This window comes from Knoellia locipacati, assembly GCF_007992835.1.
Lineage (GTDB): Bacteria > Actinomycetota > Actinomycetes > Actinomycetales > Dermatophilaceae > Knoellia > Knoellia locipacati.
In genome coordinates, this window is record NZ_BKBA01000004.1 from 256,337 (window position 1) to 283,184 (window position 26,848).

Consider the following 26,848-nt stretch of genomic DNA (forward strand, 5'->3'; position numbering starts at 1 on the left):
GGCAGGGAGCCCACCGGATCGTGCGTGGGAGGGGTCTGCGCCTAGCAGAAACTCTGGCGTGACGTGCCAGCAACATTGACGTCCGGGTTCGGTCGAGACTGACAACCGCGCGGAAGACCGTTGGCAGGTGCTGCCAATGAGCGGTCGTCTCCGGCGCGGCCAGACTGCTCGGCACACCGAGGAACCGAACCCCGCCCCCAGGGAGTCGGCCCGTCCAACGAAGGACAGTCATGACCCGCTCGCGCATCTCCCTCCCCTCCACCTCCGCGCCGCGTGGCCTGACCCGCCGCGCCGCCACCACCTTCGCCTTCGCCTCGATCTCGGCCCTCGTGCTCGCCGGGTGCGGTGGCTCCGGCGACGACGCCGGCACCGACAGCGGCTCCGGCGGCGACGGCGCCAAGAAGCAGGTCATCGCCGCGATCTTCTCCGGCCCGACCAACGACGCCGACTACAACGCCGTCGGCCTCAAGGCCCTCAAGGCCGCCGAGTCGGCCGGCGCGAAGATCTCGTTCAGCGAGAAGGTCGCCGTGCCCGACGTCGAGGCGCGCCTCACCGAGGCCGTCGGCGACGGCGCCACGGTCGTGTGGACCCACGGCTCGCAGTTCTACGACGCCACGGCCAAGGTCGCCAAGAACAACCCCGACGTGAACTTCATCGCCGAGTACGACGGCGTTCCCAAGGACCAGCCGGCCAACGTCTGGACGATCGACCGCCAGTTCCACCTCGGCTTCTACGGCATGGGCGTCTTCGCCTCCAAGCTGAGCAAGACCGGCACCGTCGGCTACGTCGGCGGCCTCTCGCTCCCGTTCTCGATGGCTGAGGTCCACGCCATGGAGCAGGCGATCACCGACACCGGCGCCTCGACGAAGATCAAGCCCGTCTGGACCGGTGACTTCAACGACGCCGCCAAGGCGCAGCAGTTCTCCACCCAGCTGCTCGGCCAGGGCGCCGACGTCATCGTCGGCTCGCTCAACGTCGGCTCCACCGGCACCTTCCAGGCCTTCGAGGGTCGCGCCGAGGGCGACGGCTGGGTCACCGCGAAGTACACCGACAAGGCCGCGGCCGCCGGCAAGCACTACGCCGGAAGCCTCGAGTACGACTTCGACAAGCCGCTCGCCGACGTCCTCGGCAAGATCGGCAGCGGCGAGGAGAAGGGCAACTACCTGCTCGGCTTCGACACCGGTGTGACGATCAAGGTCGCCGACGGCGTGCCCGCCGACGTCAAGGCTGCTGTCGACAAGGCCATGAACGACGTCAAGTCCGGCGCCGTCAAGGTCAAGCTCGACACCGCGAAGATCGGCTGACCCTTGCTCCAGATGTCCGGAATTCGCAAGACGTTCGGGCCGGTCGTGGCTCTCGACGGGGTCGACTTCACCGTCGCCGACCGCGAGATCCACGGCCTGCTCGGAGGCAACGGCGCAGGCAAGACGACGTTGATGAACGTCCTCTACGGCCTCTACGCGCCCGATGCCGGGACGGTGTCGATCGACGGCAGCGCCGTCGACATCCAGTCCCCGAAGGACGCGATCGCCGCGGGCATCGGCATGGTCCACCAGAACTTCCTCCAGGTGGACGTCTTCACCGTCGCCGAGAACATCGTCCTCGGCACCGACTCCACCGGCCTCACCGCCGCGGACGGCTCGCCCCAGACCGCCACCCAGCGGATCACCGAGCTGTCCGAGCGGTTCGGCCTGTCCGTCGACCCGTCGGCGCGGGTCGCCGACCTCCCCGTCGGCGTCCGTCAGCGGGTCGAGATCCTCAAGGCGCTCTACCGCGGGGCCAAGGTCCTCGTCCTCGACGAGCCGACGACCAACCTCACCCCGCAGGAGGTCGACGACCTCTTCAGCTCGATGCGCGCCATCGTCGACGACGGCATGTCGGTCGTCCTCATCACCCACAAGATCCGCGAGACCATGGAGGTCTGCGACCGGATGACGGTGATGCGGGACGGCCGGTGGATCGCCACCGTCGACAAGGCCGACACCACGGCCGACGACCTCGCCTCGACCATGATCGGCGAGGTTGCCGGCAGTGACGCCGACGCCGCAGCGCTCGCGGAGGCGGCGCAGGTGGCACTCGGCGAGGAAGACCTCGGGGAGGCCTCCCTCACGCACCCCCTCCCGGGTGCGTCGGAGGCCCGGCCCGGAGGTGGCGCCGCGGATCCGGTGGCCCAACCCCCTGCCAGGGTCACCGTCCGCGGCCTCACCGTCGCCGGACCCGGAGGCAAGCCGCTCGTCGACGACGTCACCCTCGACCTGCGTCCCGGCGAGATCCTCGGCATCGCCGGGGTCGCCGGCAACGGCCAGGGCGAGCTCGCGGAGGCCCTTACCGGCACCCGCACCGCCTCCGGCTCGCTCACCGTCGACGGCGACGAGCTCGTCGGCCGGCCCACCGCGACGTGGCTGCGCAGCGGGGTCGTCTACGTCCCCGAGGACCGGCAGCGCGACGGCATACTCCCCGGAGCCGGCATCACCGAGAACCTCGTCCTCGGCTCGCACCGGACCCGAGCGAAGGCCGGGATGATCAACTGGCGCGCGGCGCGCGCCGAGGCCGTCGAGGCGATCAAGGAGTTCAGCGTCAAGACGCCGAGCGCCGCGACCGCCTGCGGGCAGCTCTCCGGTGGCAACATCCAGCGCGTCATCCTCGCGCGGGCGTTCGCCCACAACCCCAAGCTGCTCCTGCTGCACAACCCCACCCGCGGGCTCGACATCCGCTCGACCCAGTTCGTCTACGACCGGGTGCGCAACGCTGCGGCGCAGGGCTGTGTCGTCATCGTCATCTCCGAGGACCTCGACGAGGTGCTGGCCCTGGCCGACCGCGTCACCGTCGCCTACTCGGGCCGTCTCGTGGGCGAGTTCCCGCGCGGCGAAGCAAACCCCTACGACCTCGGTCGACTCATGACAGGAGTCGGCGCATGAGCACCGACGTGACCCAGGCCCCCGAGGCCACCGACGTCACCGACGTCGCGGCCGCCCCGCCGCTGGCGCAGCGCGCGCGTTCGCTCGCCTTCGCAGCCATCCCGTATGCCGTCGCCGTCCTGGCCGCGTTCGTCGTCGTCGCCGTCCTCATCACGGTCCTCGGGCACGACCCCGTGGCCGCGTTCCGGGCCGTGCTGACGAACTCGTTCCGCAACCAGACCGGCATGGTGCAGACGCTGCACAAGTGGGCGCCGCTCACGCTGCTCGCGCTGGCGTTCGCCATCCCGCTCGGCGCGGGCCGGTTCAACATCGGTGGTGAGGGCCAGATGATCCTCGGCACCGTCGGCGCAGCCGCGGTCGGCATCACGATGTCGGACCTGCCGATGGTCATCCTGCTGCCGCTCGTGCTCGTCGTCGGCACGCTCGCCGGCGCCGTCTGGTCGGCGATCTCGGCCTGGCTCATGGAGTCGTTCAAGATCAACGAGATCCTCTCGACGGTGCTGCTCAACTTCGTGTCGTTCGAGGTCCTCGACTACGTCGCGTCCGTCGTCTGGTCCGACCCCGGTGCCGGTGGCGCGGTGACGCTGCCCATCGGCGAGGGTGCGGTCCTGCCGGGCATCGGCCGCCCGCCGATGCACACCGGTGTCCTGCTCGTGCTGCTCGTCTCGGTCGTCGCCGCGGTCATGGCGAAGCGGTCGGTCGCCGGCTTCGAGCTGCGCGCCGTTGGTCTCAACGAGCGGGCGTCCAAGCTCCACGGCATCCGCACCGGCCGCGTCGCGGTGACGTCGATGATCGTCGCCGGTGCGCTCGCCGGTCTCGCCGGCGCCATCGAGGTGGCCGGTGTCCACCAGCGCACGCTCGAGGGCATCCAGTCCAACTTCCTGCTGCTCGGCATCATCATCGGGCTCATCGCCCGCGGCTCGCTCACGGCCGTCCCGTTCGTCGCGTTCGGCATCGCCGTGCTCGAGGTCGGCGCCGGCTCGATGCAGCGCGTCTCGGGGGCGCCCGTCGAGATCGTCCTCATTCTCGAGGGACTCATCCTGCTGTTCCTGCTCATGTCCGACGTCGCCACCGAACGGTGGCGGCGGGCCAGACAAGCACGGGCCTCACGTGCGAAGTCCCAGCTCACGAAGGGAGCGGTGGCATGAGTGAGTTCCTCACCCTGACCATCACCGCGATGGTGCCGTTCCTGTTCGTCGCGCAGGGCACGATGCTCAGCGGTCGCGCCGGCATCTTCAACGTCGCGCAGGAGGGGCTCATGCTCCTCGGCGCCGCGGTCGGCTACATCATCTCGCTCAAGGCCGGGGGTAACGTCGTCGGCATCATCGCCGCCGCGCTCGCCGGCGCCGTCGTCGGCTTCATCCTGTCGTGGGCGACGACCTCGCTCCGGCTCGACCAGTTCGTCGTCGGCCTGGCGCTGTTCTTCCTCGCCGGTGGCACCGCGTCCCTGCTCTACCGCGTCGTCATCGGCAACGACGAGCCGCCGCGCATCGCACCGCTGCCCGAGCTCATCCTCGGCCAGGACGCGATGGTGTTCGTCGCGCTCGCGCTGTCGGGCTTCCTGTGGTGGTGGCTCTACCGCACCGACGCCGGCATGCGCCTGCGCTCCGTCGGCGAGAACCCCAAGGCCGCGGACTCGCTCGGCATCAACGTCGCCCGCACCCGCATGTGGGCCGGCACCGTCGGTGCCGCGCTCATGGCGGTCGGTGGCGCCTACCTCCCGATGGTCTTCTCGGGCGTGTATGCCGATGGGATCGTCGCGGGTCGAGGCTGGCTCGCGATCGCGCTGGCGTTCTTCGGTGGCTGGCGTCCGCAGTACATCCTCGCCGGGTCCGCGTTCTTCGCGGCGATGGAGGTGCTCGCCCAGCGGGCGCAGGTCTCGGGCGTCGGCATCCCCCACCAGTTCGTCTCGATGCTGCCCTACATCGCGACGCTGGCCGTCATGGTCTTCGCCCTCCGGTGGGCGCTCGTGCCGCAGTTCCTCGGCAAGAACTACGACCGCGAGTCCCGCATCGTCGGCTGATTCGGGGCACGTCCAGATCCGCGCGGCCTCCGGCTCGCGCGGATCTGGCGTTTCGCCGGACACCGCACCGGTGCATCCCTAGGCTGTGCCGGTGCTGCCGCGCCACCGCGCCGGCCGAGGGTTTGCCCGAGCCGCCGTGAGGCCGCACCGCACCATCCACCACGCACGTTCCGCTTCCCGGGGGTCCACGTTCCATGCGCCGTCTCGCCCTGTCCGCTGCCGCTGCCACCGCGGTGCTCGCCGTCACCCTTCCCGTGGCCGGCCCGGCCGGCCCGGCCGGTGCGGCCACGCCGCCGCTCAAGTTCGGGTCGTTCCGCGCGGACCCGGCGGGCAACGACCTGCCGATGACGACCGCCAAGCTCAACGGCGAGTACATCGTCGTCACCAACACGACCTCGCGCGCGATCGTCATGACCGGCTACAAGGTCTACGACGCAGGCAGGAAGCACACCTACGCCTTCCCCAGGGGCTACGCCATCGCGGGCCGCAAGTCCGTCGTGCTGCGCACCGGCTCGGGCCGCAACACCGCCACCGACGTCTACTGGGGCAAGACCAACACCTACGTCTGGAACAACACCGGCGACACGGCCACCCTCGTGAGCTCGACGGGCGCGAAGGTCCACGCCTGCACCTACAAGCCGGTATCGACGGGCACCAAGGCCTGCTGACGCCATGAGCAAGCGGATCCTGGCCATCGCGCTCGCGTGCCTCGCGGCGCTCGTCGCCCTCGTCGTCGGGGCCACCGCGGTGGTGGCCCTCGTCATGGGGACGGCGACCACGGACCGGACCACCGTCGAGCTCTCGCCCGTGGCGACGGCCAGCCCGGCAGCGGACGGATCCGTGGCCGACGGCTCCTCCCCGTCCGCGAGTGCGACACCCGCGACGTCCGCGACACCTCCGGCGGTGCTGCCCGCCCCCACGGCCACGCCGAGCCCGACCCGGGCTGCCACGCCGCGACCGGTGGCCACCACCGCTCCGCGTCGTGCCGCGGTGGCGCTCCTGCCCGTCGTCGGTGTCACCGACGGCGACACGATCAAGGTCCGCGTCGGTGGCGTCACGGAGCGGGTCCGGGTCATCGGCATCGACACCCCCGAGCTCAAGGGCAACGAGTGCTGGGCGCAGAAGGCGTCGAGCAAGATGCAGAGCCTCGTCCAGAGCCGGTCCGTCCAGCTCGTCGCCGACCCCAGCCAGGGCGACCGCGACCGCTACGGCCGGCTCCTGCGGCACGTCGTGACGCAGGACGGACGACTGGCCGCCCAGGTCCTCATCGAGGGGGGCTTCGGCAAGGAGTACACCTACGCCGCGGCCTACGAGCACCGCAGTGCCTACGTCGCCGCCGAGAAGCGCGCGAAGGCCAAGAAGCTCGGGGTGTGGAGCGCCGCCTGCGCCGCTCCAGTGGTCGCTGCCCCACCACCGTCCGGGTCGAACGGCACCGCCGCCCCCGTGAAGCCGACGGGTCGGTGCCTCATCAAGGGCAACATCTCGTCCAAGGGCGAGAAGATCTACCACGTCCCCGGCGGCGGCAGCTACGACGTCACGGTCATCACCGAGAGCAAGGGTGAGCGCTGGTTCTGCACCGAGGCCGAGGCCGTGGCCGCCGGCTGGCGCAAGGCCCGCAACTAGCCGTATCAGCCGGCCACGCGCTCAGCGCAGCGCGGGCACCCGGCGGCACACGGCATACGTCACGCCGGAGGCGACGGCGGTCGCGACGGTGCCCCACGCGAGGTCCACCGCGACGATCGACGCCGGGAAGCCCTCGATCACGGCGAGGTTGGTGAGGTCCCACGTCGCGTAGGCCACGAAGCCCATCAGTGCACCGCTCACGAGCGCCCGGCGGCCGGACTCCTCGGCCAGCGCGGGGGTCGTGACGAAGTACGTGATGCCGATGACGTAGATGACGTAGAACGCCGCCGCCGCAAGGGCGTTGGGCCGCGTGGCGAGCAGGTCGCCGAGCGCCTCGTCGTAGATCGGTCGCCCGATGACACCCAGCCAGAGACCGTCGAGGACACCGAAGGCGACGGCGACGACCACGAGCCGGCCGAGCTGGCGCCCCATCAGTCGCGGGTGGGCAGGTGCTCGTCGAGCCAGGCGAGGACGTTGGCGGTGACCTCGTCGCGGTTGGTCTCGTTGAGCATCTCGTGACGCCCGTCCGGATAGATCGTCAGCGTCACGTCCGCGACCCCGGCGGAGCGGTAGGCCTCGGCCACGGCCCGGGGTCCCTTGCCGTCCTCGCCGACCGGGTCGAGAGCGCCCGAGAAGACGAGGATGGGCAGGTCGCGGGGCACGGCGGCATACGCGCTCGTGCGGTTGATCTCCTGCAGGCCACCGAGGAGGTCCGAGAAGAACGTCGTCGTGAAGGTGTTGCCGCACAACGGGTCTGCGACGTACGTGTCCACCTCGGCCTCGTCGCGCGAGAGCCAGTCGAAGTCGGTGCGGTTGGGCTTGAACTTCGCGTTGTAGGTGCCGAACGTCAGCTTGTCCATGAGCCCGGACGGGTGCCGGCGGCCGCGCAGCCGACCCTGGAGCGAGGCCAGGGCCCTGCCGGCGACGGCGAGGGGACCAGGGTCGCCGGCCGTCCCGGACAGGATGAGCCCGGCGAGCCGTGCGCCGTGGAGCGCGGCGTAGGAGCGGCTGACGAACGAGCCCATGCTGTGGCCGAAGAGCACGACCGGCACGCCGGGGTGCTCGGCCTGGGCGTACTCGGTCAGGCTGCTCACGTCGCCGACGACGGTCGACCAGCCGTCGCGCTCGGCGAAGAACCCGTGGTCGGCCCTGCTCGCGGTCTGGCCGTGACCGCGCTGGTCGTGCGCGTAGACCGCGTAGCCCGCGCCGGTGAGCGCCTCGGCGAACCGCTCGTAGCGCTTCGCGTGCTCGGCCATGCCGTGGACGACCTGCACGACGGCGCGCGGCGGCCCGTCAGGGAGCCAGCGGTAGGTGTGCAGTGGCGTGCCGTCGGCTGCGCTGACGGCGATGGTGCTCGACTCCATTGACGGCTCCTGGGAAGGGTGTGGCTCGCGGCTGCCGACGCTACCGGGTGCGTGCCGCGCCGGTCCCACGGTGTGGCCGGGTTCTCCCCCTCCGGTATGCCGTGCCCCCGGTATGTCGTCCGTATGCCCGTCCGCCCCGGACACCCGGACACGACTGTGCCCCGCCGCACGGGGCGACGGGGCACAGGACGGTGCGGGCCGGGGTCAGCCGCGGTAGCCGCGCGACTGCGACGAGAACGCCGCTGCGCCGCCACCGGTGCTGCGACGGGGACCGCCGCCGGCCTGGCCGCCGGCCTGGCCGCCGGAGCGACGGGGGGCGCCGCTGCGCTGACCGCCCGAGGCCTGGCCGCGGGTGGACTGGCCGCCACCGCTGGAACGCGGGGCGCTGCCGGAGCGCTGACCGCCGGTCGAACCCTGACCGGCGCCGGAGCGCTGGCCGGTGCCGGAACCCTGGCCGCCACCGGAGCGCTGGCCGCCGGTGCGACGACCGCCGCCACCGGAGCGAGCGCCACCCGAGCGGGAGCCGCCACCCTGGGGAGCGGCGCCGGGCACGACAAAGGCGCCGGGGAAGGTGCGCTCGCCGGGGGCGAGCTCGCTGAGGAGCGGGTGGGTCTTGTTGACCTTGGTCGTCGTCGGCTTGATGCCGGCCTTGCGGGTGAGGTCGCGCACGTCGCGGATCTGGTCGTCGAGCATCATCGTGACGACGGTGCCCGAGTTGCCCGCGCGGGCGGTGCGCCCGGAGCGGTGCAGGTAGGCCTTGTGCTCGACCGGCGGGTCGGCGTGGATGACGAGGCTGACGTCGTCGACGTGGATGCCGCGGGCCGCGATGTCGGTGGCGACGAGGGTGTGCGCCGTGCCCGCGTGGAACGCGTCCATGGTGCGGGTCCGGGCGTTCTGGCTGAGGTTGCCGTGCAGCTCGACGGCGGGGATGCCCTCGGCGTTGAGCTGGCGGGCGAGCTTCTTGGCGCGGTGCTTGGTGCGGGTGAAGACGACCTTGCGGCCGGGGGCGGCCGTGAGGTCGACGAGCACGGGCAGGTGGGCGTCGGCCGTGACGTGCAGGACGTGGTGGCTCATCGTCGACACCGGCGACTGGGCCGAGTCGGCCTCGTGCGTCATCGGCGAGGTGAGGTAGCGCTTGACGAGCGTGTTGATCGCGCCGTCGAGGGTGGCCGAGAAGAGCATGCGCTGACCGTCGCGCGGGGTGCGGTCGAGGATGCGCTTGACGACGGGCAGGAAGCCGAGGTCGGCCATGTGGTCGGCCTCGTCGAGCACGGTGATCTCGACGGAGTCGAGGTTGACGTGGCCCTGGCCGATGAGGTCCTCGAGCCGGCCGGGGCAGGCGACGACGACGTCGACGCCCTTGGCGATGGCCGAGACCTGCGGGTTCTGGCCGACGCCACCGAAGACCGTCTTGGACGTCAGCCCGAGGGGCTGCGCCAGCGGGGCGAGCGCCTCGTCGATCTGGATGGCGAGCTCACGGGTGGGGGCGAGGATCAGCGCGCGGGGACGCTTCGGCTGGCGACGGCGGCCGTCCGAGGCGAGGCGGGCGAGGACCGGCAGCAGGAACGCGTAGGTCTTGCCCGAGCCGGTGCGGCCACGTCCGAGGACGTCGCGGCCGGCCAGGCTGTCGGGGAGGGTCGCGGTCTGGATCGGCGTCGGCGACGTGATGTCGCGCTCGGCGAGGACGCGGACGAGGGACTCCGGGACGCCGAGGGCGGCGAAGCCGGACGTGGTGGGTGCAGGCGTGGTGGTGTCAGTGGACACGAAGGTGTACTCCAGGGAGTTCTGATGCAGTCGGTTCTGCCCGGCACGGTCCGGAGTCGCGACGCCAGGAGCAACATCAGTGTTGTCGGCGTCGTCTCTCGGTCGCAGCGCATCGGCATCGACAGTGAGAAGAGAAGCAGGTCCGAGGCAGAACGGTGCGGACCGCTGGTGTCAACACTAGTGCCTCGGGCAGGATTCCCCCGCATCGCGGCGTCGCTCCGCGGGGTGAACGCCGTCACGACGGCCGGCGAGCGGACCCTAGACTGCCCACGTGGCAACGGAGCTGTTGGCGGGCATCGACGTCGGGGGTACCCGCGTCAAGTCCGTGCTCGCCGACTCGCAGGGCTCGGTCCTGTTGTCCCACACCGCTTCCACGCCGGAGCGACCGGGCGAGGCCGTGGTCGACCTCGTCGTCGCGACCGTCGCCGACCTGCTCGAGCGGGCCTCCGCCGAGGGCGTCGAGGGTCGCCTGGGCGCCGTGGGTGTCGTCGTGCCCGGGCTCGTCGACGAGTCGACCGGCTCCGCGGCCTGGTCGGCCAACCTCGGCTGGCGCGACCTGCCCCTGAGGCAGCGTCTGCGCGACCGGCTCGACGTGCCGGTGGCCGTCGGGCACGACGTGCGGGCCGGGCTGCTCGCGGAGTTCCACCTCGGTGCCGCCCAGGGCGTGCCCGACGCCCTCTTCGTCCCCCTCGGCACCGGGATCGCCAGTGCCCTGCTCGCCGGCGGCCGCGTCGTCGCCGGCAGCGAGTGGACCGGCGAGATCGGCCACGTCGTCGTCGAGCCCGACGGTCCCGTCTGCGGCTGCGGTCGTCACGGCTGCCTCGAGGCCGTGGCCAGTGCGGCCTCCCTCGGCCGGGCGTGGCGGGGGCTCGGGCGCGACGGCGATGCCGAGACGTTGAGCCGGGCCGTCGTCGACGGCGACCCGGACGCCGTCCGGCTCTGGCACGGGGCCGTCGACGCCCTCGTCCGGGTCATCGCCCCCGTGTGCGCCGCCGCCGGCACCCGTGTGCTCCTCGTCGGGGGCGGCCTCGCCGAGTCCGGCGCCGTCCTGCTGGACCCGTTGCGCGAGAGGCTCGTCCACTCGCTCGGCCACGACCGTGTCACCGTCACCCGCGCCGCCCTCGGCGACCGGGCCGGCGCGCTCGGGGCAACTCTCCTCGCCATGGAGGCGACCGCGTGATCTTCACCCTCACCCCCAACCCGGCCCTCGACATCACGTATGCCGTGCCGAGACTCCACGTCGGCGAGTCCCACCGCGTCTCGGTGACGGGCACCCATGCCGGTGGCAAGGGCCTCAACGTCGCCGGCGTCCTCGCCTGCATGAGCGTCGACCACGTGGCCATCGCACCCGTGGGGGAGCGCCAGCGCGCGTTCTTCACCGAGGACGCCGCCCAGCGCGGCATCCGGCTGCGCCTCGTCGAGTCACCGGTGGCGATGCGTCGCTCGGTCGCCATCTTCAGCACCGACGGCCAGGACACGGTCCTCAACGAGCAGGGTGACGTCCAGCCCGTCGAGGTCTGGCGGGAGATGACCGAGATCGTCCGGACGAGCTGCCGTCCCGGCGACGTCCTTGCCGTGTCGGGCAGCCTGCCGCCGTCGACGCCCGACGACCTCCTCGTGGACCTGTGCCGGGCCGGCGTCGACGCGGGTGCCGAGCTGGTCGTCGACGGGCGCGGCCGCTGGGTGACCGAGGTGCTGCGCACCGTCCCGGCACTGGTCAAGCCCAACGCGTCTGAGGCCACGACCATGACCGGCATCGAGGACCCGACGGAGGCGGCCCGCCGGCTCGTCGCCGACGGCGCGTGGGCCGCGGTCATCTCGCGCGGGGCCGACGGGCTCGTCCTCGTCACGGCGGAGGGGCGGGTCATCGAGGCCCGTCCGCGCACGCCCGGAGTCGGCAGCGCGACCGGAGCCGGTGACGCCCTCACCGCCGCGATCGCGTGTGGGCTCGACGGCACGGTCCGCGACGAGATCGACTGGCCCGAGGTTCTGCGCGTCGGGGTGGCCTGGTCGGCCGCGGCGGTGCGTCAGACCACGGCCGGGGTCATCGACCGCCTCGACGTCGACGCCCTCCTCGACGAGGTCGAGATCACCGAACGTGACTAACTCACCAATTCCTCCCCTCCGTCACCGTGACGGAGGGGAGGAATTGGTGAGTTAGTCACGGGGCCAACGTGCAGGGGTCAGGGAGTGGCGAGGAGGCGGAGGAGGCGCTCGGCCTCGGTCGCGACGGCGTCGCGCGCGGCGCCGAGGTAGTGCCGGGTGTCCACCGTCGGCGACTCCTCGAGCCGCGCCAGCATCGCCTGGGTCCACACGTGGCCCAGGTGGGTCGCGATGTTGACCTTGGTCATCCCGGCGCGCACCGCCGCGACGAGCCCCTTGTCGGGCACCCCGCTCGACCCGTGGAGCACGAGCGGCACGGGCACGGCGCGGGCCAGGGTCGCGATGAGGTCCGTGTCGAGCACGGCCACCCGCTCCGTCATGGCGTGCGACGACCCCACGGCGACGGCGAGGGCGTCGACACCGGTGTCCGCGACGAACCGGGCCGCGTCGGCCGCGTCGGTCCGCGCCCCCGGGGCGTGCACCCCGTCCTTGCCGCCGACCTCGCCCAGCTCGGCCTCGACCGAGATCCCCGCCGCGTGGCACTGCTCGACGACCCGCCGGGTCGCCGACCGGTTGGCCTCGTCGGGGAGCCTCGAGCCGTCGAACATCACCGACGTCAGCCCCAGTCGCACCGCCTCGTCGACGAGCTCGGTCGACTCGGCGTGGTCAAGGTGCACCACCACGGGCACCGTGCACGCCTCGGCAATCGCCAGCGTCGCCGCGGCGATCGGCCGCAGCGACCCGTGCCAGCGCACGCAGTTCTCACTGATCTGCATGACGACCGGCAGTGACGCGCGCTCTGCGGCAACGGCATACGCCTCGGCATGCTCGACCTGGACGACGTTGAACGCGCCGACCGCGCGACCCGCAGCGCGCGCCTGCGCGAGGACCGGTGCGAGCGTCGACAGGCCCATCAGCTGGCGTCGTCGAGGATGATCGAGCGGGTGAGGTTGCGGGGCTCGTCGGGGTCGAGGCCGGCAGCGGCGGCGCGCAGGACGCAGAAGCGGTGCAGGCGCACGAGCTCGGCCATCGGGTCGATGTCGCGGTGCTCGAAGTGGGCACCGGTGGCGCGCACCTGCTCGGCCAGTCCCTCGGGCACCTCGCCGATCGCCCACGTGGCGCGACCCGGCGCGGCGATGCTGATCGGGCCGTGGCGGTACTCCATCGCCGGGTAGGCCTCGGCCCAGAACTGCACCGACTCGCGCAGCTTGAGACCGGCCTCGTTGGCGAGCCCCACCGTCCAGCCGCGACCGAGGAAGCTCACCTGCTCGACGTCGACCAACCCGGCGTATGCCGTGTCGTCAGCCTCCGCGAGCACTTCGCGGGCGTCGGCAATGGCCTGCTCGATCGACTCGCCGAGCGAGGCACGTAGCAGCGCGAGCACGGTGGTGGCGAACCGGGTCTGGACGACGGACTGCTCGTCGACCTCGGAGAGGAGGATGACCGACTCGGCGGCCTCGGCGACGGCGGTGCCGGCCGTGGCGACGAGCGCGACGTGCGGGGTGCCGGCGCCGCGCAGCTCCTCGACGACCTCGATCACCTCGGTCGTCGTGCCCGAGCGGGTGATGACGACGACCCGGTCGTAGCCGCGGGCGAGGTGGTGCTCGCTCGCGGCAAAGGCGTCGGTGACGCCCTGGCCCAGGGACTCGCGCAGGACGGCATACGCCTGACCCATAAACCACGAGGTGCCGCAGCCGATCGTCGCGACGCGCTCACCCGGCTTCGGGAGGAGGTGCGCGACCTCGGGGAGGCGCTGCACGACCGCGGCCCAGTCGTCGGGCTGGGTGGCGATCTCTCGCTCGAGGTGGGTCATGGAGGTCCTTCCGTCGTCGACAGCGCCGATGCGTGATGGTGATCGAATGACAGCCTAAACGGTCAGAGTCGAGCACCACAACCGCAAGGTTGAGCGTGTGCGGGCGCTACAGTCCAGCCATGTCCTCACCCTCCCGGCTCTCGTCGATCCTCGACCTGCTCGCCACGCACGGGCGGCTCACGGTGGGCGACGCGGCCGGACAGCTGGGCGTGAGCGAGGCGACGATCCGCCGCGACTTCGCCGAGCTGGCCCGGCGCCGGCTCGTGAGCCGCAACCACGGCGGGGTCGTCGCGACCGGTGTCGCCTACGAGCTGCCCTACCGCTACCGCTCCAGCCAGCACGACTCCGACCTCGAGCGGATCGCCGCGGCGGCGGCCGACCTCGTCGCCCCCGGTGCCGTCGTCGCGATGAACGGCGGGACGACGACCACCGCCGTCGCGCGCCGGCTCACCGCGCGCGACGACCTCGAGGCGACCGGCCTCACCCTCGTCACGAGCGCCCTCAACATCGCCGTCGAGGCCGTCCTGCGCCCGCACGTCCGGTGCGTCAGCCTGGGCGGCATCCCGCGCCCGGAGTCCTACGAGGTCACCGGACCCCTCGCGATGGCCGGCCTGGGCCAGCTCTGGCCGGACGTCGCCATCCTCGGGGTCAACGGCCTGTCGAGCCGCGAGGGTGCGACCTGCGAGCACGAGGACGAGGCCGCGGTCTCCCGGCTCATGGTCGAGCGTTCGACCGAGGTCGTCGTCGTCGCCTCCGAGGCCAAGCTCGGGCAGCGCGCGTTCACCGTCATCTGCGACGCCGACCGGGTCACCACGCTCGTCACGACGGCCGCCGAGGACCACCCGCAGGTCGCGCTGCTGCGTGAGAGCGGAACCACCGTGCACTGCGTGTGAGATCGAGCCACCCTTGCGCCTAGGGTCGGCACATGACCGCACAGAGCACCGAGCAGACCCTCTCCGACTTCACCGCGACCACCCTCGAGGGGGCACCGCAGGACCTCAGTGCCTATGCCGGCAAGGTCGTCCTCGTCGTCAACACCGCCTCCGAGTGCGGCTTCACCCCGCAGTTCGAGGGTCTCGAGCAGCTCTGGAAGGAGCACGGAGACGCCGGGCTCGTCGTGCTGGGCTTCCCCTGCAACCAGTTCGGTGGCCAGGAGCCCGGTGACGCGCAGCAGATCGGCGAGTTCTGCCAGCGCAACTACGGCGTGACCTTCCCGATGTTCGAGAAGGTCGACGTCAACGGCGACGACGCCCACCCGCTCTTCGAGTGGCTGCGCCAGGAGAAGGGTGGCCTGCTCGGCAGCAAGATCAAGTGGAACTTCACGAAGTTCCTCATCGGTCGCGACGGCCGCGTCATCGAGCGCTACGCCCCGACGGCCAAGCCCGAGTCCCTCACCGGCGACATCGAGGCGGCACTTGCTTCCGAGTGACGTTCCGGTCACGGAAGAATTTGACGCGCGAGCACCATTGCACGGAACCCTTTCACGACCTACGTTGGCTCCCAGCCGGTCCGGGCGCACAGGCGCGCCCGGGGAGACCGGGAGCTGATGGGAGAGTCATGAGGTCGACAAGGAAGTCCGCACTCGTCGCGGGGGCCGCGTTCGCGGTGCTGTTCGCGAGCGCCTGCGGCGGTGGCTCGGGAGCCGGCGACGCCAGCGGCGGCGACAAGAGCGGCGGGGGCGACGAGGTCAAGACGATCAAGCTCGTCGCGGCCGAGTACTCCAAGGACAACACCAAGGCGTTCTGGGACGCGTTCGCCAAGACCTACAAGGAGAAGACGGGCTACACCCTCGAGGTGCAGGTCGTCAGCTGGGACAACATCGACCAGCAGTCCTCCACGATGATCCAGAACAACCAGGCTCCGGACATCCTCAACCTCAACGCCTACGCGAGCTACGCCAAGGACGGCCTCCTCCACGACGCGTCCACGGTGCTCCCCGACTCGGTGAAGTCCGACATCCTCGAGACCTTCGTCAAGTACGGCACCTACGACGGCAAGTTCTACGGCTTCCCGGACCTCTCCAGCGCCCGCGCCCTGTTCTACAACGCCGACCTCTTCAAGCAGGCCGGCATCGCTGCCCCGCCGAAGACGTGGACCGAGCTCGAGGAGGACGCGAAGAAGATCGCGGCGCTGCCGGGTGGCAACGCCGGCTACGCCCTCCCCCTCGGACCCGAGGAGAGCCAGGGCGAGTTCTCGATGTGGCTGTTCAACAACGGCGGCGCGTGGAAGGACGGCGACTCCTGGGCGATCAACTCGGCCAAGAACGTCGAGACGCTGACCTTCCTCAAGAAGCTCACCGACGCCAAGCTCACCCAGAACAACCCGGCCCGCACCAACCGCGCCGACGCCTTCGACCTCTTCAAGTCCGGCAAGGCCGGAATGATCGTCGGCTTCAGCCCGCTCGCGGCGGCGCTCGACGCCGACAAGAAGGTCAACTACGTCGTCGCGCCGTTCCCGAGCAACGACGGCTCCGACAGCAAGACCTTCGGCGTCACCGACTACCTCATGGCGTTCAAGAAGCCGGGCAACGAGAAGGCCGTCAAGGCGTTCTACGAGCTCTACTACCAGCCCGACCAGATCAACACCTTCATCGAGAAGGAGGGCTTCCTCCCGGTGACCAAGACCGGCGTCGAGAAGTTCAAGAGCAATGACAAGCTCAAGGTCTACCTCGACACCCTCCCCAACGCGCAGCTCACCCCGACCGACGACCCCACGTGGGACAAGGTCAAGCTCGCGGTCCAGCAGAACCTCGGCGGTGCCATGGGCGGCGACCCCAAGGCCGTGCTCGACACCCTCCAGAAGACGGCTGAATCGCAGAAGTGAGCCAGGACGTCTCCCGCGCCCCACGGCATACGAGGTCCTCGTATGCCGTGGGGCGCGTCCGCCCGCTCGTCGCCCTCGCGTGGCTCGCCCCCGCGCTCGCGCTCATCCTCGGGGTCGTGCTCTTCCCGGCGGTGATGCTCTTCCAGGCGTCCCGCAGCGAGTACTCCATCACCGGGCTGCGCAAGGGCGCGGCCGGCTGGCGCAACTACACCAACGTCCTCGAGCACCCCGACCTCGGGACGGTGCTCACCAACACCCTCGTCTGGGTCGTCGCGGTGGTCGCGCTGACCATCGTCATCTCGCTCGGGCTCGCGCAGTTCCTCGTCAAGAGCTTCCCGGGGCGGCGGTTCGTGCGGTGGGCGATCATCGTGCCGTGGGCGGCCTCGCTCGTCATCACCGCGCAGCTGTTCGTCCTGCTCTACGACTACAACTACGGCCTCATCAACCACGCGCTCAAGTCCCTCGGGATCATCGACACGTCGATCGACTTCCTCGGCAACGACTCCTGGACGATGGCCTCGATGGTGCTCGTCGGCGTGTTCGTGTCGCTGCCGTTCACGATCTTCGTCTTCATCGCCGGGCTCAACGCGATCCCCGACGACGTGCAGGAGGCCGCCGTCGTCGACGGCGCCTCGCCGTGGCAGCGCTGGCGGCAGGTCACCCTGCCCCTGCTGCGCCCGGCGCTGCTCGTCGCCACGGTCCTCAACGTCATCTATGTCTTCAACAGCTTCCCGATCGTCTACACGCTCAACGACCGCAACCCGGGCTACCTGCACGACACGACGATCACGTTCATGTACAAGCTGGCCTTCAAGAGCCAGGAGAAGGACGTGGGCATGTCTGCCGCCGCGGGCGTCATCAACGTCCTGCTCATCCTGCTGGTCGTCGCGGTCTACCTCAAGATCGTCAACTGGCGAGAGGAGACCAAGTGACCTCTCCCGCAACGGGTTCGCGCCGCCGCTGGGTGCTCTCGGCCGCTGGCATGCTGCTGGCGTTCGCCTTCCTCGCGCCCTACGTCGTCATGGTGCTCGGCTCGCTCCGGTCCTCGTCGGACAACAAGGCGACGCCGCCGTCGTTCCTGCCGCAGGTGTGGCAGTGGTCGACCTACTCCGACGTCCTCGGCGACGAGCGGTTCCGGTCGTGGCTGGGCACGTCGCTGCTCGTGGCCTTTGCGTCGACCGTCGTCGTCATGCTCGTCTCCGTGCCCGCGGCCTACATGACGGCTCGCTACCGGTTCCCGGGTCGCACGCCGTTCCTGCTCCTCGTGCTCGTCACCCAGATGTTCTCCCCGACCGCCCTCGTCGTCGGGCTCTACCGCGAGTTCTTCGAGCTCAACCTCATCAACACCTACGGCGCGCTCATCCTCACCAACGCGGCGTTCAACCTCGCGTTCGCGGTGTGGATCCTGCACGGGTTCTTCAGCTCGATCCCGACCGAGGTCGAGGAGGCGGCGCTGCTCGACGGCGTCACGAGGTGGCAGTCGCTGCGCAAGATCATGCTGCCGCTCACCCTCCCCGGGCTGGTCACGGCGACGATCTTCACGTTCATCGCGGCCTGGAACGAGTACGTCGTCGCGCTCACGCTCATGATCGACGACTCCAAGAAGCCGCTCACCGTCGGCTTCCGGTCCTACGTCACGGGCTACGAGCAGAACTGGGACCAGCTGTTCGCGGCGTCGGTCATCGCCGTCGTGCCGGTCGTCATCCTCTTCGCGGTCATCGAGAAGCACCTCGTCGGCGGTCTCACCGCCGGCTCCGTGAAGTGAGTCCTAGGCTGGTGGCGTGACCTCGGCCCAGCTCGTCGACCTGCACTGCCACGGCGCGCTCGGGCACGAGTTCGGCCGCGACACCGCGGGCTCGTCGGCGGCCGCGGCGCACCACCGCGCCGCCGGGGTGGGCTCGCTCGTCGCCTCGCTCGTGTCGGGCACGCCGGACACCCTCGTCGCCCAGGTGGCGACCCTGGCGCCGCTCGTCGCCCGTGGCGAGATCGCGGGCATCCACCTCGAGGGGCCCTTCCTCTCGGAGGAGCGCCGCGGGGCGCACGACCCGTCGGTCCTCACCGACCCCGACCTCCGGCTCGTCGAGGCGCTCGTCGCCACCTGCGCCGAGGCCGGTGTGCCCGATGCCCTGGTGCAGTGGACCTTCGCGCCCGAGCGTCCCGGCTCGGGTGAGCTGGTCGCGGCACTCGCGCGACACGGCATACTCCCCGCGGTCGGCCACACCGACGCTCCCGCGAGCGTCGTCGCCGACGCGTTGGCCGCGATCGCGGACGCGTGTGGTCGCCCCCCGCTCGTGACCCACCTTTTCAACGGTATGCCGGCCTTCCACCACCGCGCGGGTGGTCCCGTCGCGGCGGCGCTCGCCTCCGCGGCGAGGGGTGACTGCGTCGTCGAGCTCATCGCCGACGGCGTGCACGTGGCACCCGACGTCGTGCGGATGGTGTTCGAGACCGTCGGGCCGGAGCGGGTCGCGCTCGTGTCCGACGCGATGGCGGCGACCGGGCTCGGCGACGGCGCCTACACGATCGGCACGCTCGACGTCGAGGTGGCCTCGGGCGTCGCCCGGCTGGCCGACGGAGGGTCGGGACGCGGCTCGATCGCCGGGTCGACCTCGACCCTGGCCGACTGCGTCCGCTGGGCCGTCGACGTCGCAGGCCTGCCCGAGTCCGACGTCGTCACCGCGGCGACGACGACCCCGGCCTCGGTCCTCTCCGCCTGACGCGCCTGACGCGCCTGACGCGCCGGACGCGCCGGTCGACCGGCAGTCAGTCGGTGGGGGTGCGGGTGCCCGGCGCCAGGATGCGGAGCGAGGACTCGACGGCGACCTCGTTCCACCGGTCGGCCCGGCCGAGCATGTAGTGGCCGAGCATGCCCATGTCGACGAGCTCGGCGGAGGTCGCGACCGACCTCGCCCGCTCGACGAACCGGCGGGTGTGCGTGAACGACGTGATCCGGTCGCGACGGCCGTGGGCGGCGATGAGCGTGCGACCGGCCAGCCGTCGCACGGGGTCGGCCTCGGACCACCACGGCGCGAGGGCGACCACGCCGGTGACGGACGGGTGGTCGGCGACGTGCACCGCGACGCGGGCGCCCATCGAGTGGCCGAGCAGGACGACGGACACGCGTCCGTGTGCGGCGCGGACCTCGTCGAGGGCGGCGCGGGCGTCCTCGGTGCGGTCACCACCGCCGTTCCAGCCGCGCTCGCGGTAGCGCAGCAGCCACACGCTCGCCCCGGCCTCGTGGGCCCGGCCCTCGATGGCGCGGGCCATCCAGGCCGAGCGCTGCCACGAGGCGCTCCGGTTGTCGACGAGGTCGTGGGAGCGGGGTTTGCCGCCGTGGAGCATGAGGATGACGGAGCCGGGCGTGCCGGGGGCGTCGAGGCGGGTCAGCGAAGGAGTCGGTGTGGCCACAAGGTCTCTTCGGAGTCGGTCGGGTGCGGGGATGGGTCGGGCTCGCGAGGTCGCGGCCCGTCACCGGGGCAACGAACGGAGCGGCGTTTTGGTGTCGGCCCCGGCACGGGTGGGCAGCGGCCGGTGGTGGCTCCAGCGCGCCGAGAGGCGGTGGACCCGGTGCTCGTGGTCGCGCTGCAGCGGCTGCGCCGTCGTGGGGGAGGTGGCCCGGTAGAACGCGTACTTCGCGACCTCGACGGCAGCGAGGTAGGCGACGACGAAGGCCGCGAGCACGGCGAAGAACGCCGCGGGCAGGGGGGCGAAGCCCAGGGCGTCGTTGACCGGGCTCGCCGGGATGACGGTGCCGAGGGCCACCACGCAGAGCACCGAGAGGAGGAGTGGCCTCGACGGACGACTCCGGAAGAAGGGGACGCGGCGGGTGCGGATGACGAACACGATGAGGGTCTGGGTGGCCAGGGACTCGACGAACCAGCCGGAGCGGAACTCGGGCGCGCTCGCGTGGAAGGCCCACAGCATCACTGCGAACGTCGCGAAGTCGAACGCCGAGCTGATCGGTCCGAAGCGCACCATGAACCGGCGGACGAAGCCGATGTCCCAGTGCGAGGGACGCGCCAGCTGCTCCTCGTCGACCCGGTCGGTAGGGATGGTCATCTGGCCGGCGTCGTAGAGCAGGTTGTTGAGCAGGATCTGGAACGGCAGCATCGGCAGGAACGGCAGGAACGCGGCGGCGACGGTGACGCTGAACATGTTCCCGAAGTTCGACGACGTGCCCATGAGCACGTACTTGATGGTGTTGGCGAAGATCCGCCGACCCTCGGCGACCCCGTCGGCCAGGACGTCGAGGTCGCGGTCGAGCAGGATGATGTCGGCGGCGTCCTTGGCGACGTCCGTGGCCGAGTCGACGGAGATGCCGACGTCCGCGTGGTGGAGCGCGAGGGCGTCGTTGACACCGTCGCCGAGGAAGGCGACGGCCGAGCCGGCCCCGCGCTGGGCCCGGAGGATCCGGGCCTTCTGCTCCGGGCTGACGCGGGCGAAGATCGTCGTGCCCGCCACCGCGGCGGACAGCTCGGCGTCGTCCATGGCGTCGAGGTCGGCGCCCGTGAGCGTCCCGCCGGAGGTCAGCCCCAGCGTGCGGCAGACCGTCTCGGCGACCCTGGGGTTGTCGCCCGTGACGATCTTGACCGTGATCCCGAGGCCGGTGAGCCGGTCCAGCGAGGCAGCGGCCGACGGCTTCGGCTGGTCGAGGAAGACGAGGAAGCCCGCGAGCGTCAGTCCGGCCTCGTCGTCGGCGGTAATCGCGGTGGCGCCGGGCGCCGGCCTGGTGGCGATGGCGACGACCCGGTGCCCGGCACCGAACTCGGCCTCGAGGAGGCGTAGGGCGTCGTCGGTGACGGAGGTGCAGCGCTCGAGAACGGTCTCGGGGGCGCCCTTGGTGACGAGGAGGCGCCCACCGTCGTGGTCGGCGAGTACCGAGACACACCGCCGCCGGTGGTCGAAGGGGGCGATGGCCACCCGGCGGAAGCCGCGCACGAGGTCGGCGCCGGCACCCGGCGCCTCCCACAGGGCGACGTCGAGCGAGTTGCCGCCCACGGCCGTGTCGCCGTCGGGTGTGGCCTCGTTGCACACCAGGCCGAGCACGAGCACGTCGGCGCTCGCGTCACCCGCCGGGCCCACCGCCCGGTCGAAGCTGAGGTGCCCGTCGGTCAGCGTGCCGGTCTTGTCGGTGAAGAGCACGTCGATGTCGCCGAGGTCCTCGATGCACACGAGACGCTTGACGAGCACCTTCTTGTCCGCGAGGCGGCGCGACCCGGTGGCCAGGCTCGTCGACACCACGGCAGGCAGCAGCTGAGGCGTGATGCCCACGGCCACGGCGAGCGAGAACAGGACGGCGTCGATGACGGGCCGCCCGAGGGCGACGTTCGTCACGAAGATCGTGGCGCTGAGGACGCCACCGACCTTGGCGAGCATCCCCGAGAAGCGGACGAGGCCGCGCTGGAACTCGGTCCGGGGGTGGCGCTCGCCGAGTCCGACCGCGATCCGGCCGAACTGCGTCCTGCCGCCGATCGCGACGACCACGGCCTCCGCCGACCCTTCGTGGACGACCGTCCCCATGAACAGGCACGACGACAGCTCGGCCAGCGGCGTGCCACCGGCCACCGGGTCGGCGGACTTCTCCGCCGGTGCCGACTCGCCCGTGAGGATCGACTCGTCGCACGCGAGGTCGTTCGCGGACAGGACCCGCACGTCGGCGGGCACGATGGCGCCCACGCCGAGCCTCACGACGTCGCCCGGCACGAGGTGCGTCACGGCGACGGTGACGGCCCTCCCGTCGCGCAGGGTCGCGACCTCGTGCCGGATCCCGGAGTGCATGGCCTCGGCGGCGCGCTCGGCGCGGTACTCGTTGGCGAAGCCGAGCCCGACCGAGGCCGCGACGATGAGGCCGATGATGACGGCATCCGGCGCCTCGCCCACGAGCGCCGACACGGCCGCGGCGGCGAGCAGCAGCCACAGCAGCGGGCTGTCGAGCTGGCGGGCGAGGACGGACCAGGGGCTCGCGTGGTGGGAGCGCACGGCGTTGGGGCCGACCGCCGCGGCCCGCAGGGCCACCTCGTCGGAGGTCAGGCCCGAGGCGCGCGACCCCAGCTCGACGAGAACCCGACCCGCGGGCAGTGTCGCAGCGGTCTCGACCGACAGCCGGGACGCAACGTCGGTCGGGGGCGGACCGGTCACACCTGAGTATGGGCGCGCCCCGACCCGCGCCGGGCCGGTTCCGGCAGGACCGTGGCGGGGGTCAGCGCAGCAGGGCTCGCAGCGACTGGATCGTGTCGGCCTCGCCGGCGGGCTTGGCGTCGTCACCGACGCGGTAGCGCTTGACCCGGGCGAACCGCAGCGCCACACCGCCCGGGTAGCGCGAGCTCCGCTGCACCCCGTCGATGGCGATCTCGACGACGACCTCGGGCCGCATCATGAGTGCCCAGCCGTTGTCGTCCGTGCCGAGCTCGGGGAAGGTCTCGGTCTGCCACCGCAGCAGCTCGTCGGTGAGCCCCTTGAAGGTCTTGCCGACCATGACGAACCCGCCCTCGGGACCGAACTCGCCCTCGGGGTCGCGGGCGCCGAGGTGGAGGTTGGACAGCCACCCCTGGCGCCGGCCGGACCCACGCTCGACCCCGAGCACGACGAGGTCGTAGGTGTGGACCGGCTTGACCTTGACCCAGTGCTTGCCGCGGCGCCCGGCGGCATAGGTCGAGTCGATGCCCTTGACCATGACGCCCTCGTGGCCGGCGGCGAGCGCCTCGCGCGAGATGCGGTCCGCGACGGCGGGGTCCGTGGTCACCTCACCCTCGATCCGGTATGCCGGCGCGATCCTCTCGAGGGCCTCGAGCCGCTCGCGCAGGGGCCGGTCGATGAGGTCCTCGCCGTCGAGGTGGAGCACGTCGAAGAACCGCGGTGCGAGCACCCGGGCCTGCTCCTGCTCGGCGCCGCTCTCGTCGGTGCCGAACCGGCTCATCGTGTCCTGGAACGGGCGCGGCGACCCGTCGTCGTCGAGCATGAGCGTCTCGCCGTCGAGGATGACCGACTCGACCGGCAGCGACAGGGCGACCTCGACGATCTCGGGGACCCGCGAGGTGATGTCGGCGAGCGACCGGGTGTGGATGCGGACGTCGGAGCCGCTGCGGTGCACCTGGATCCGGGCGCCGTCGAGCTTGTGCTCGACCGACGCCTCACCGGTGACCTCGAGGGCGGCGCCGACGTCGGCAGCGGTCGAGGCGAGCATGGGCTGCACGGGGGTGAGCACGGCGAGCCCGATCCCGGCCACGGTGCTGGGGTCGGCGAGTGCGGCGCGGACGGTGCCGGCGAGCGAGCCGCTGAGCATGACGGCCCGGCGGACGTCGGCGAGCGGCAGCCCGACCGCGCGGGCCAGCCCGTCGGTGAGCACCCCCTCGAGGGCGCCGGTGCGCATCTCACCGGTCATGGCGCGTACGAGGTGGTCCTGCTCGGCCGCCGTGGCGCGCGAGAACAGGACGACGAGCTCGTCGTTGCGCGCTCCGGCGGAGCCCGAGCCACCGAGCCCGGCGATCGTGTCGAGGACGGCGTCGACGTCGCTCACCGACAGCGACGGCTCGGCGGCGGGCTCCGCGGCCGTGCGGGCCGCACCGACCGTGCGGTATCCGAGGCCGATCGATCCCTGACGCAGCCGGCCGAGGAGCAGCCCGACGGCAGCCTCGGCCTCATCGGGCCCGAGGTCACGCAGGAGCCCGGCGAGGAGCTCGGTCTTGGCGGTACGCGACCTGGTCGCCGCGAGCGCCTCCGCCGTCTCGACGAGGCGAGCCAACGGCATACGGGACTGTCCGGGAGGGAGGCTCACTCCGCCGCGGGCTGGTCGCCGGCGATGTTGACCATCCAGCCGATGCCGAACCTGTCGGCGCACATGCCGAACTCGTCGCCCCACATCTGCTTCTCGAGCGGCACCTGCACCTGGCCGCCCTCGGAGAGCTTGTCCCAGTAGCCGCGGAGCTCGTCACCGTCGCCGGAGAGGCTGATCGCGATCTGGGACCCACCCGAGAAGGTCATGCCGGGAGGGGTGTCGGAGGCCATGAGGGTGAGGCCGCCCGGCGCCACGAGCTGGGCGTGCATGACGCCGTCGGCGGGCGCCTGGTGCTCCGGGTCGCCGCCACCGAAGTCACCGAACGTCGAGACGGTGAGATCGCCGCCGAAGACGTCCTTGTAGAACTCCATGGCCTCGCGGGCGTTGTCCTGGAACTGGATGTAGGGGTTGAGTGTCGTCGCCATGGATCTCAACGTAGACCCGCCCCCCGACACGCGGAACCTGATCGACGTATTGCCCGGTTGGGACACGCTCGCTGGCGCTCGCCCGTCCCAACCGGGCAAGAAGTCGGGGCCTCAGCGGCCGTGGCGGCGGTAGGCGTGGATCACCGACGGGCGGGGCTGTCCGTCGCCGCGGTACGGGAACTGCGAGACGACGTTGTCGGGGCTCGCACCCGTGACCTCGCCGGGGTGCTGCACGGCGACGATGACCGAGTCGGGACCCAGGATCGTCGGCCCGCAGGTCTCGGCTCCGACCGGCACCGAGAGGAACTGCTGGAGCCGGCCCTTGTCACGTCCCTCGAGCGGCATGACGTAGAGGCCGTCACAGTGGTTGAGCGTCCCCGGCATGCCGTCGGTCGAGATCCACAGGTTGCCGGTCGCGTCGAAGGCGACGTTGTCGGGGCAGCTGATCGGGCTGACCTCGCTCTTGTCGTAGCCGTTGAAGTAGGTCTGCGGGTCGCTGGGGTCACCGGCGACGAGCACGATCTTCCAGGTGAAGGTCAGCGCGCCGTGGTCGCCGCCCGCCTCGGTGAACTCCGTGACGTGGCCGTGCTTGTTGGTGGCGCGCGGGTTCGCCTCGTCGATCTGGGCGGGGGTGCGGGAGGTGTTGTTGGTCATCGCGGCATAGATGCGGCCGTTGACCGGGTTGGGCTGCACGTCCTCGGGCCGGTCCATCTTGGTCGGGCCGACCTTGTCCGCGGCCAGGCGCGTCCAGATGAGGACCTCCTCGACCGTGAAGCCGGGCACCTTGGACACGCCACCGACGACGAGCGGGAGCCACTGGCCGGTGCCGTCGTACTCACCGTCTGCGGCGCCGTCACCGGAGAGCTTCGCGACGTAGAGGTCGCCCTCGGAGAGCAGGCGCATGTTGCGCTTCTTGTCGCCCTCCTTGTACGTGCCCTTGGAGAGGAACTTGTAGATGTAGTCGAACCGCTCGTCGTCTCCCATGTATGCCGCGACGCGCCCGTCCGCGGTGAGGGTCACCGTGGCGCCCTCGTGCTTGAAGCGACCCATGGCCGTGTGCTTGACCGGCGTCGACGTCGGGTCCTGCGGGTCGACCTCGACGATCCAGCCGAACCGGTTGACCTCGTTGGGCTCGGTGACCACCGAGAAGCGGTCACGCACCCGCTCCCAGCCGCGGCCACCCGACGTGATGCCGTAGCGCCTGAGCCTGCCCTGCGGGTCGGGGGCGCCGGTGGCGTTGAAGTACTGGTTGACGTTCTCCTCGCCCGACAGGTAGGTGCCCCACGGGGTCTCGCCGCCGGCGCAGTTGTTGAGCGTGCCGAGGACGCGCTCGCCGGTCGGGTCCTGCGAGGTGCGGAGGTGGACCGAGCCGGCGGCCGGGCCGTCGACCGCGAAGGGGGTGTCGGTGTGGATGCGACGGTTGCGCTTGCCGCCCTGGACCCAGCGCCACGGCGAGCCGGCGTTGCGCCGCTCGACCTCGGTGATGGTGATGCCGTGGGCCGCGAGGACGACCTCGAGCTGGTCGCCGGTGAGGTCGGCCGAGGACGTGACGCCGCGGAACATCAGCTCGTCGTTGGTGTACTCGTTGTTGAAGGCGAGCAGCCCCTTGTGGGCGCCCTTGTTGCCCGGGCCGCCGTGCATGAACTGCGTGTAGTCGCAGTTGTAGCCGGCCTGCGCGCGCTGGGCGGCAGCAGTCTGGTTGTCGAAGTCGAACGCCGGGGTGTCCTTGAACAACGGGTCGCCCCACGAGATGATCGGCGCCCACGCGAAGCCCTCGGGCACCTTGACGGCGTCGACCGTGGCGGGGGTGGGGGCGATGCCGGTGAACCCCAGCCCGTGGTCCCTGCCGCGGCCCTTGGCTCCGTCGCCCGGAGCGGCAGATGCAGCCGACGGCGCAGCCGCGACGGACGGCATACCCCAGGCCGTGAGGCCGACCAGAGCGGCACCGGCGCCACCGGCGCGCAGCGCGAGGCGACGCGACACCCCCTCGGCGACGAGGTCGCCGAAGTACGCGTTGTCGGAGGTGTTGGGCACGTCCTGGTCGCAGGCGTTGCCGCAGCGGTACTGGCAGGTCATCGAGCTGCGGCCACCCTCGTGCGATCGGGTGAACAGCGGGAGCAGGCGGGCGGGAGTCGTCACGTCGGTTCCTTCGTCGGGGGCAGGGGGCCGGTTGGAGTCCGGCCGGCAGGCCAGCGGGGAACCGGCCGTCGTCGACGCT

At 71.4% G+C, this 26,848-nt stretch carries 24 protein-coding genes; 14 read left to right on the plus strand and 10 right to left on the minus strand.

Annotation, left to right across the window (positions count from 1 at the left end; translation table 11 throughout):
* Positions 1-230: 230 nt before the first annotated feature.
* From KLO01_RS07020 to KLO01_RS07045, 6 genes are all read left to right on the plus strand, one after another.
* Positions 231-1,304 carry a BMP family ABC transporter substrate-binding protein gene (locus tag KLO01_RS07020; protein ID WP_147063544.1) on the plus strand — a complete coding sequence of 358 codons (1,074 nt, stop codon included), beginning with the start codon at positions 231-233 and terminating at the stop codon, positions 1,302-1,304.
* A 12-nt stretch (positions 1,305-1,316) separates the two neighbouring features.
* Complete coding sequence (locus KLO01_RS07025) at positions 1,317-2,918, plus strand: ABC transporter ATP-binding protein (protein ID WP_147063546.1); 1,602 nt, start codon at positions 1,317-1,319, stop codon at positions 2,916-2,918.
* Positions 2,915-4,066, plus strand: a complete 1,152-nt coding sequence (locus KLO01_RS07030; protein ID WP_147063548.1) for an ABC transporter permease — start codon at positions 2,915-2,917, stop codon at positions 4,064-4,066. Before KLO01_RS07025 ends, KLO01_RS07030 begins: the two co-directional genes overlap by 4 nt.
* Positions 4,063-4,941: an ABC transporter permease gene (locus KLO01_RS07035; protein WP_147063550.1), complete on the plus strand. Its 879-nt coding sequence runs from the start codon at positions 4,063-4,065 to the stop codon at positions 4,939-4,941. The genes KLO01_RS07030 and KLO01_RS07035 overlap by 4 nt, the downstream gene beginning before the upstream one ends.
* Before the next feature lie 194 nt (positions 4,942-5,135).
* Positions 5,136-5,609: a lamin tail domain-containing protein gene (locus KLO01_RS07040; RefSeq protein ID WP_147063552.1), complete on the plus strand. Its 474-nt coding sequence runs from the start codon at positions 5,136-5,138 to the stop codon at positions 5,607-5,609.
* Between the two features lie 4 nt (positions 5,610-5,613).
* A complete protein-coding gene (locus KLO01_RS07045; RefSeq protein WP_246136097.1) occupies positions 5,614-6,564 on the plus strand; it encodes a thermonuclease family protein in 951 nt (316 codons plus the stop codon).
* Between the two features lie 21 nt (positions 6,565-6,585).
* Here KLO01_RS07045 and KLO01_RS07050 read toward each other — a convergent pair whose 3' ends face one another.
* The 3 genes from KLO01_RS07050 to KLO01_RS07060 all read right to left on the minus strand — a co-directional run bounded on the left by KLO01_RS07050 (position 6,586) and on the right by KLO01_RS07060 (position 9,692).
* Positions 6,586-6,996 (minus strand): DUF2177 family protein, encoded by a 411-nt coding sequence (locus tag KLO01_RS07050; protein ID WP_147063554.1) that lies wholly within the window; start codon positions 6,994-6,996, stop codon positions 6,586-6,588.
* Entirely contained in the window at positions 6,996-7,928 is a 933-nt protein-coding gene (locus tag KLO01_RS07055) for an alpha/beta hydrolase (protein WP_147063556.1), read from the minus strand. Before KLO01_RS07055 ends, KLO01_RS07050 begins: the two co-directional genes overlap by 1 nt.
* 204 nt (positions 7,929-8,132) lie before the next feature.
* The gene (locus tag KLO01_RS07060; protein WP_147063558.1) at positions 8,133-9,692 is read right to left on the minus strand and encodes a DEAD/DEAH box helicase; all 1,560 of its coding nucleotides are present in this window, start codon (positions 9,690-9,692) and stop codon (positions 8,133-8,135) included.
* Between the two features lie 271 nt (positions 9,693-9,963).
* Between KLO01_RS07060 and KLO01_RS17110 the strand changes: the two genes are divergently transcribed.
* Entirely contained in the window at positions 9,964-10,872 is a 909-nt protein-coding gene (locus KLO01_RS17110) for an ROK family protein (RefSeq protein WP_186827949.1), read from the plus strand.
* Positions 10,869-11,798 (plus strand): 1-phosphofructokinase family hexose kinase, encoded by a 930-nt coding sequence (locus KLO01_RS17115; protein ID WP_186827950.1) that lies wholly within the window; start codon positions 10,869-10,871, stop codon positions 11,796-11,798. Before KLO01_RS17110 ends, KLO01_RS17115 begins: the two co-directional genes overlap by 4 nt.
* Positions 11,799-11,875: 77 nt before the next feature.
* Here the strand turns inward: KLO01_RS17115 and KLO01_RS07070 are convergent, their stop codons facing one another.
* Positions 11,876-12,709: a class II fructose-bisphosphate aldolase gene (locus KLO01_RS07070; RefSeq protein WP_147063560.1), complete on the minus strand. Its 834-nt coding sequence runs from the start codon at positions 12,707-12,709 to the stop codon at positions 11,876-11,878.
* Positions 12,709-13,608 (minus strand): SIS domain-containing protein, encoded by a 900-nt coding sequence (locus KLO01_RS07075; RefSeq protein ID WP_147063562.1) that lies wholly within the window; start codon positions 13,606-13,608, stop codon positions 12,709-12,711. The genes KLO01_RS07070 and KLO01_RS07075 overlap by 1 nt, the downstream gene beginning before the upstream one ends.
* Before the next feature lie 119 nt (positions 13,609-13,727).
* Here KLO01_RS07075 and KLO01_RS07080 point away from each other — a divergent pair, with 119 nt between their 5' ends.
* From KLO01_RS07080 to KLO01_RS07105, 6 genes are all read left to right on the plus strand, one after another.
* Complete coding sequence (locus KLO01_RS07080) at positions 13,728-14,501, plus strand: DeoR/GlpR family DNA-binding transcription regulator (protein WP_147063565.1); 774 nt, start codon at positions 13,728-13,730, stop codon at positions 14,499-14,501.
* Between the two features lie 32 nt (positions 14,502-14,533).
* Entirely contained in the window at positions 14,534-15,037 is a 504-nt protein-coding gene (locus tag KLO01_RS07085; protein WP_147063566.1) for a glutathione peroxidase, read from the plus strand.
* Positions 15,038-15,165: 128 nt separating this feature from the next.
* A complete protein-coding gene (locus KLO01_RS07090; protein WP_147063568.1) occupies positions 15,166-16,431 on the plus strand; it encodes an extracellular solute-binding protein in 1,266 nt (421 codons plus the stop codon).
* Positions 16,428-17,363, plus strand: a complete 936-nt coding sequence (locus KLO01_RS07095) for a carbohydrate ABC transporter permease (protein WP_246136098.1) — start codon at positions 16,428-16,430, stop codon at positions 17,361-17,363. The genes KLO01_RS07090 and KLO01_RS07095 overlap by 4 nt, the downstream gene beginning before the upstream one ends.
* Positions 17,360-18,196: a carbohydrate ABC transporter permease gene (locus KLO01_RS07100; protein ID WP_246136099.1), complete on the plus strand. Its 837-nt coding sequence runs from the start codon at positions 17,360-17,362 to the stop codon at positions 18,194-18,196. The genes KLO01_RS07095 and KLO01_RS07100 overlap by 4 nt, the downstream gene beginning before the upstream one ends.
* 16 nt (positions 18,197-18,212) lie before the next feature.
* The gene (locus KLO01_RS07105) at positions 18,213-19,148 is read left to right on the plus strand and encodes an N-acetylglucosamine-6-phosphate deacetylase (RefSeq protein ID WP_147063570.1); all 936 of its coding nucleotides are present in this window, start codon (positions 18,213-18,215) and stop codon (positions 19,146-19,148) included.
* Between the two features lie 46 nt (positions 19,149-19,194).
* On the opposite strand, the gene KLO01_RS07110 is transcribed toward KLO01_RS07105, so the two are convergent.
* The 5 genes from KLO01_RS07110 to KLO01_RS07130 all read right to left on the minus strand — a co-directional run bounded on the left by KLO01_RS07110 (position 19,195) and on the right by KLO01_RS07130 (position 26,769).
* Positions 19,195-19,839 carry an alpha/beta hydrolase gene (locus KLO01_RS07110; protein ID WP_147063572.1) on the minus strand — a complete coding sequence of 215 codons (645 nt, stop codon included), beginning with the start codon at positions 19,837-19,839 and terminating at the stop codon, positions 19,195-19,197.
* Between the two features lie 60 nt (positions 19,840-19,899).
* The gene (gene mgtA, locus KLO01_RS07115; protein WP_186827951.1) at positions 19,900-22,569 is read right to left on the minus strand and encodes a magnesium-translocating P-type ATPase; all 2,670 of its coding nucleotides are present in this window, start codon (positions 22,567-22,569) and stop codon (positions 19,900-19,902) included.
* A gap of 61 nt (positions 22,570-22,630) precedes the next feature.
* Positions 22,631-24,178, minus strand: coding sequence for an ATP-dependent DNA ligase (locus tag KLO01_RS07120; protein ID WP_147063576.1), 1,548 nt, complete (start codon positions 24,176-24,178; stop codon positions 22,631-22,633).
* A 23-nt stretch (positions 24,179-24,201) separates the two neighbouring features.
* Positions 24,202-24,630 carry a VOC family protein gene (locus KLO01_RS07125; RefSeq protein ID WP_147063578.1) on the minus strand — a complete coding sequence of 143 codons (429 nt, stop codon included), beginning with the start codon at positions 24,628-24,630 and terminating at the stop codon, positions 24,202-24,204.
* A 111-nt stretch (positions 24,631-24,741) separates the two neighbouring features.
* Positions 24,742-26,769 carry a PhoX family protein gene (locus KLO01_RS07130; protein WP_147063580.1) on the minus strand — a complete coding sequence of 676 codons (2,028 nt, stop codon included), beginning with the start codon at positions 26,767-26,769 and terminating at the stop codon, positions 24,742-24,744.
* Between the last annotated feature and the right edge of the window lie 79 nt (positions 26,770-26,848).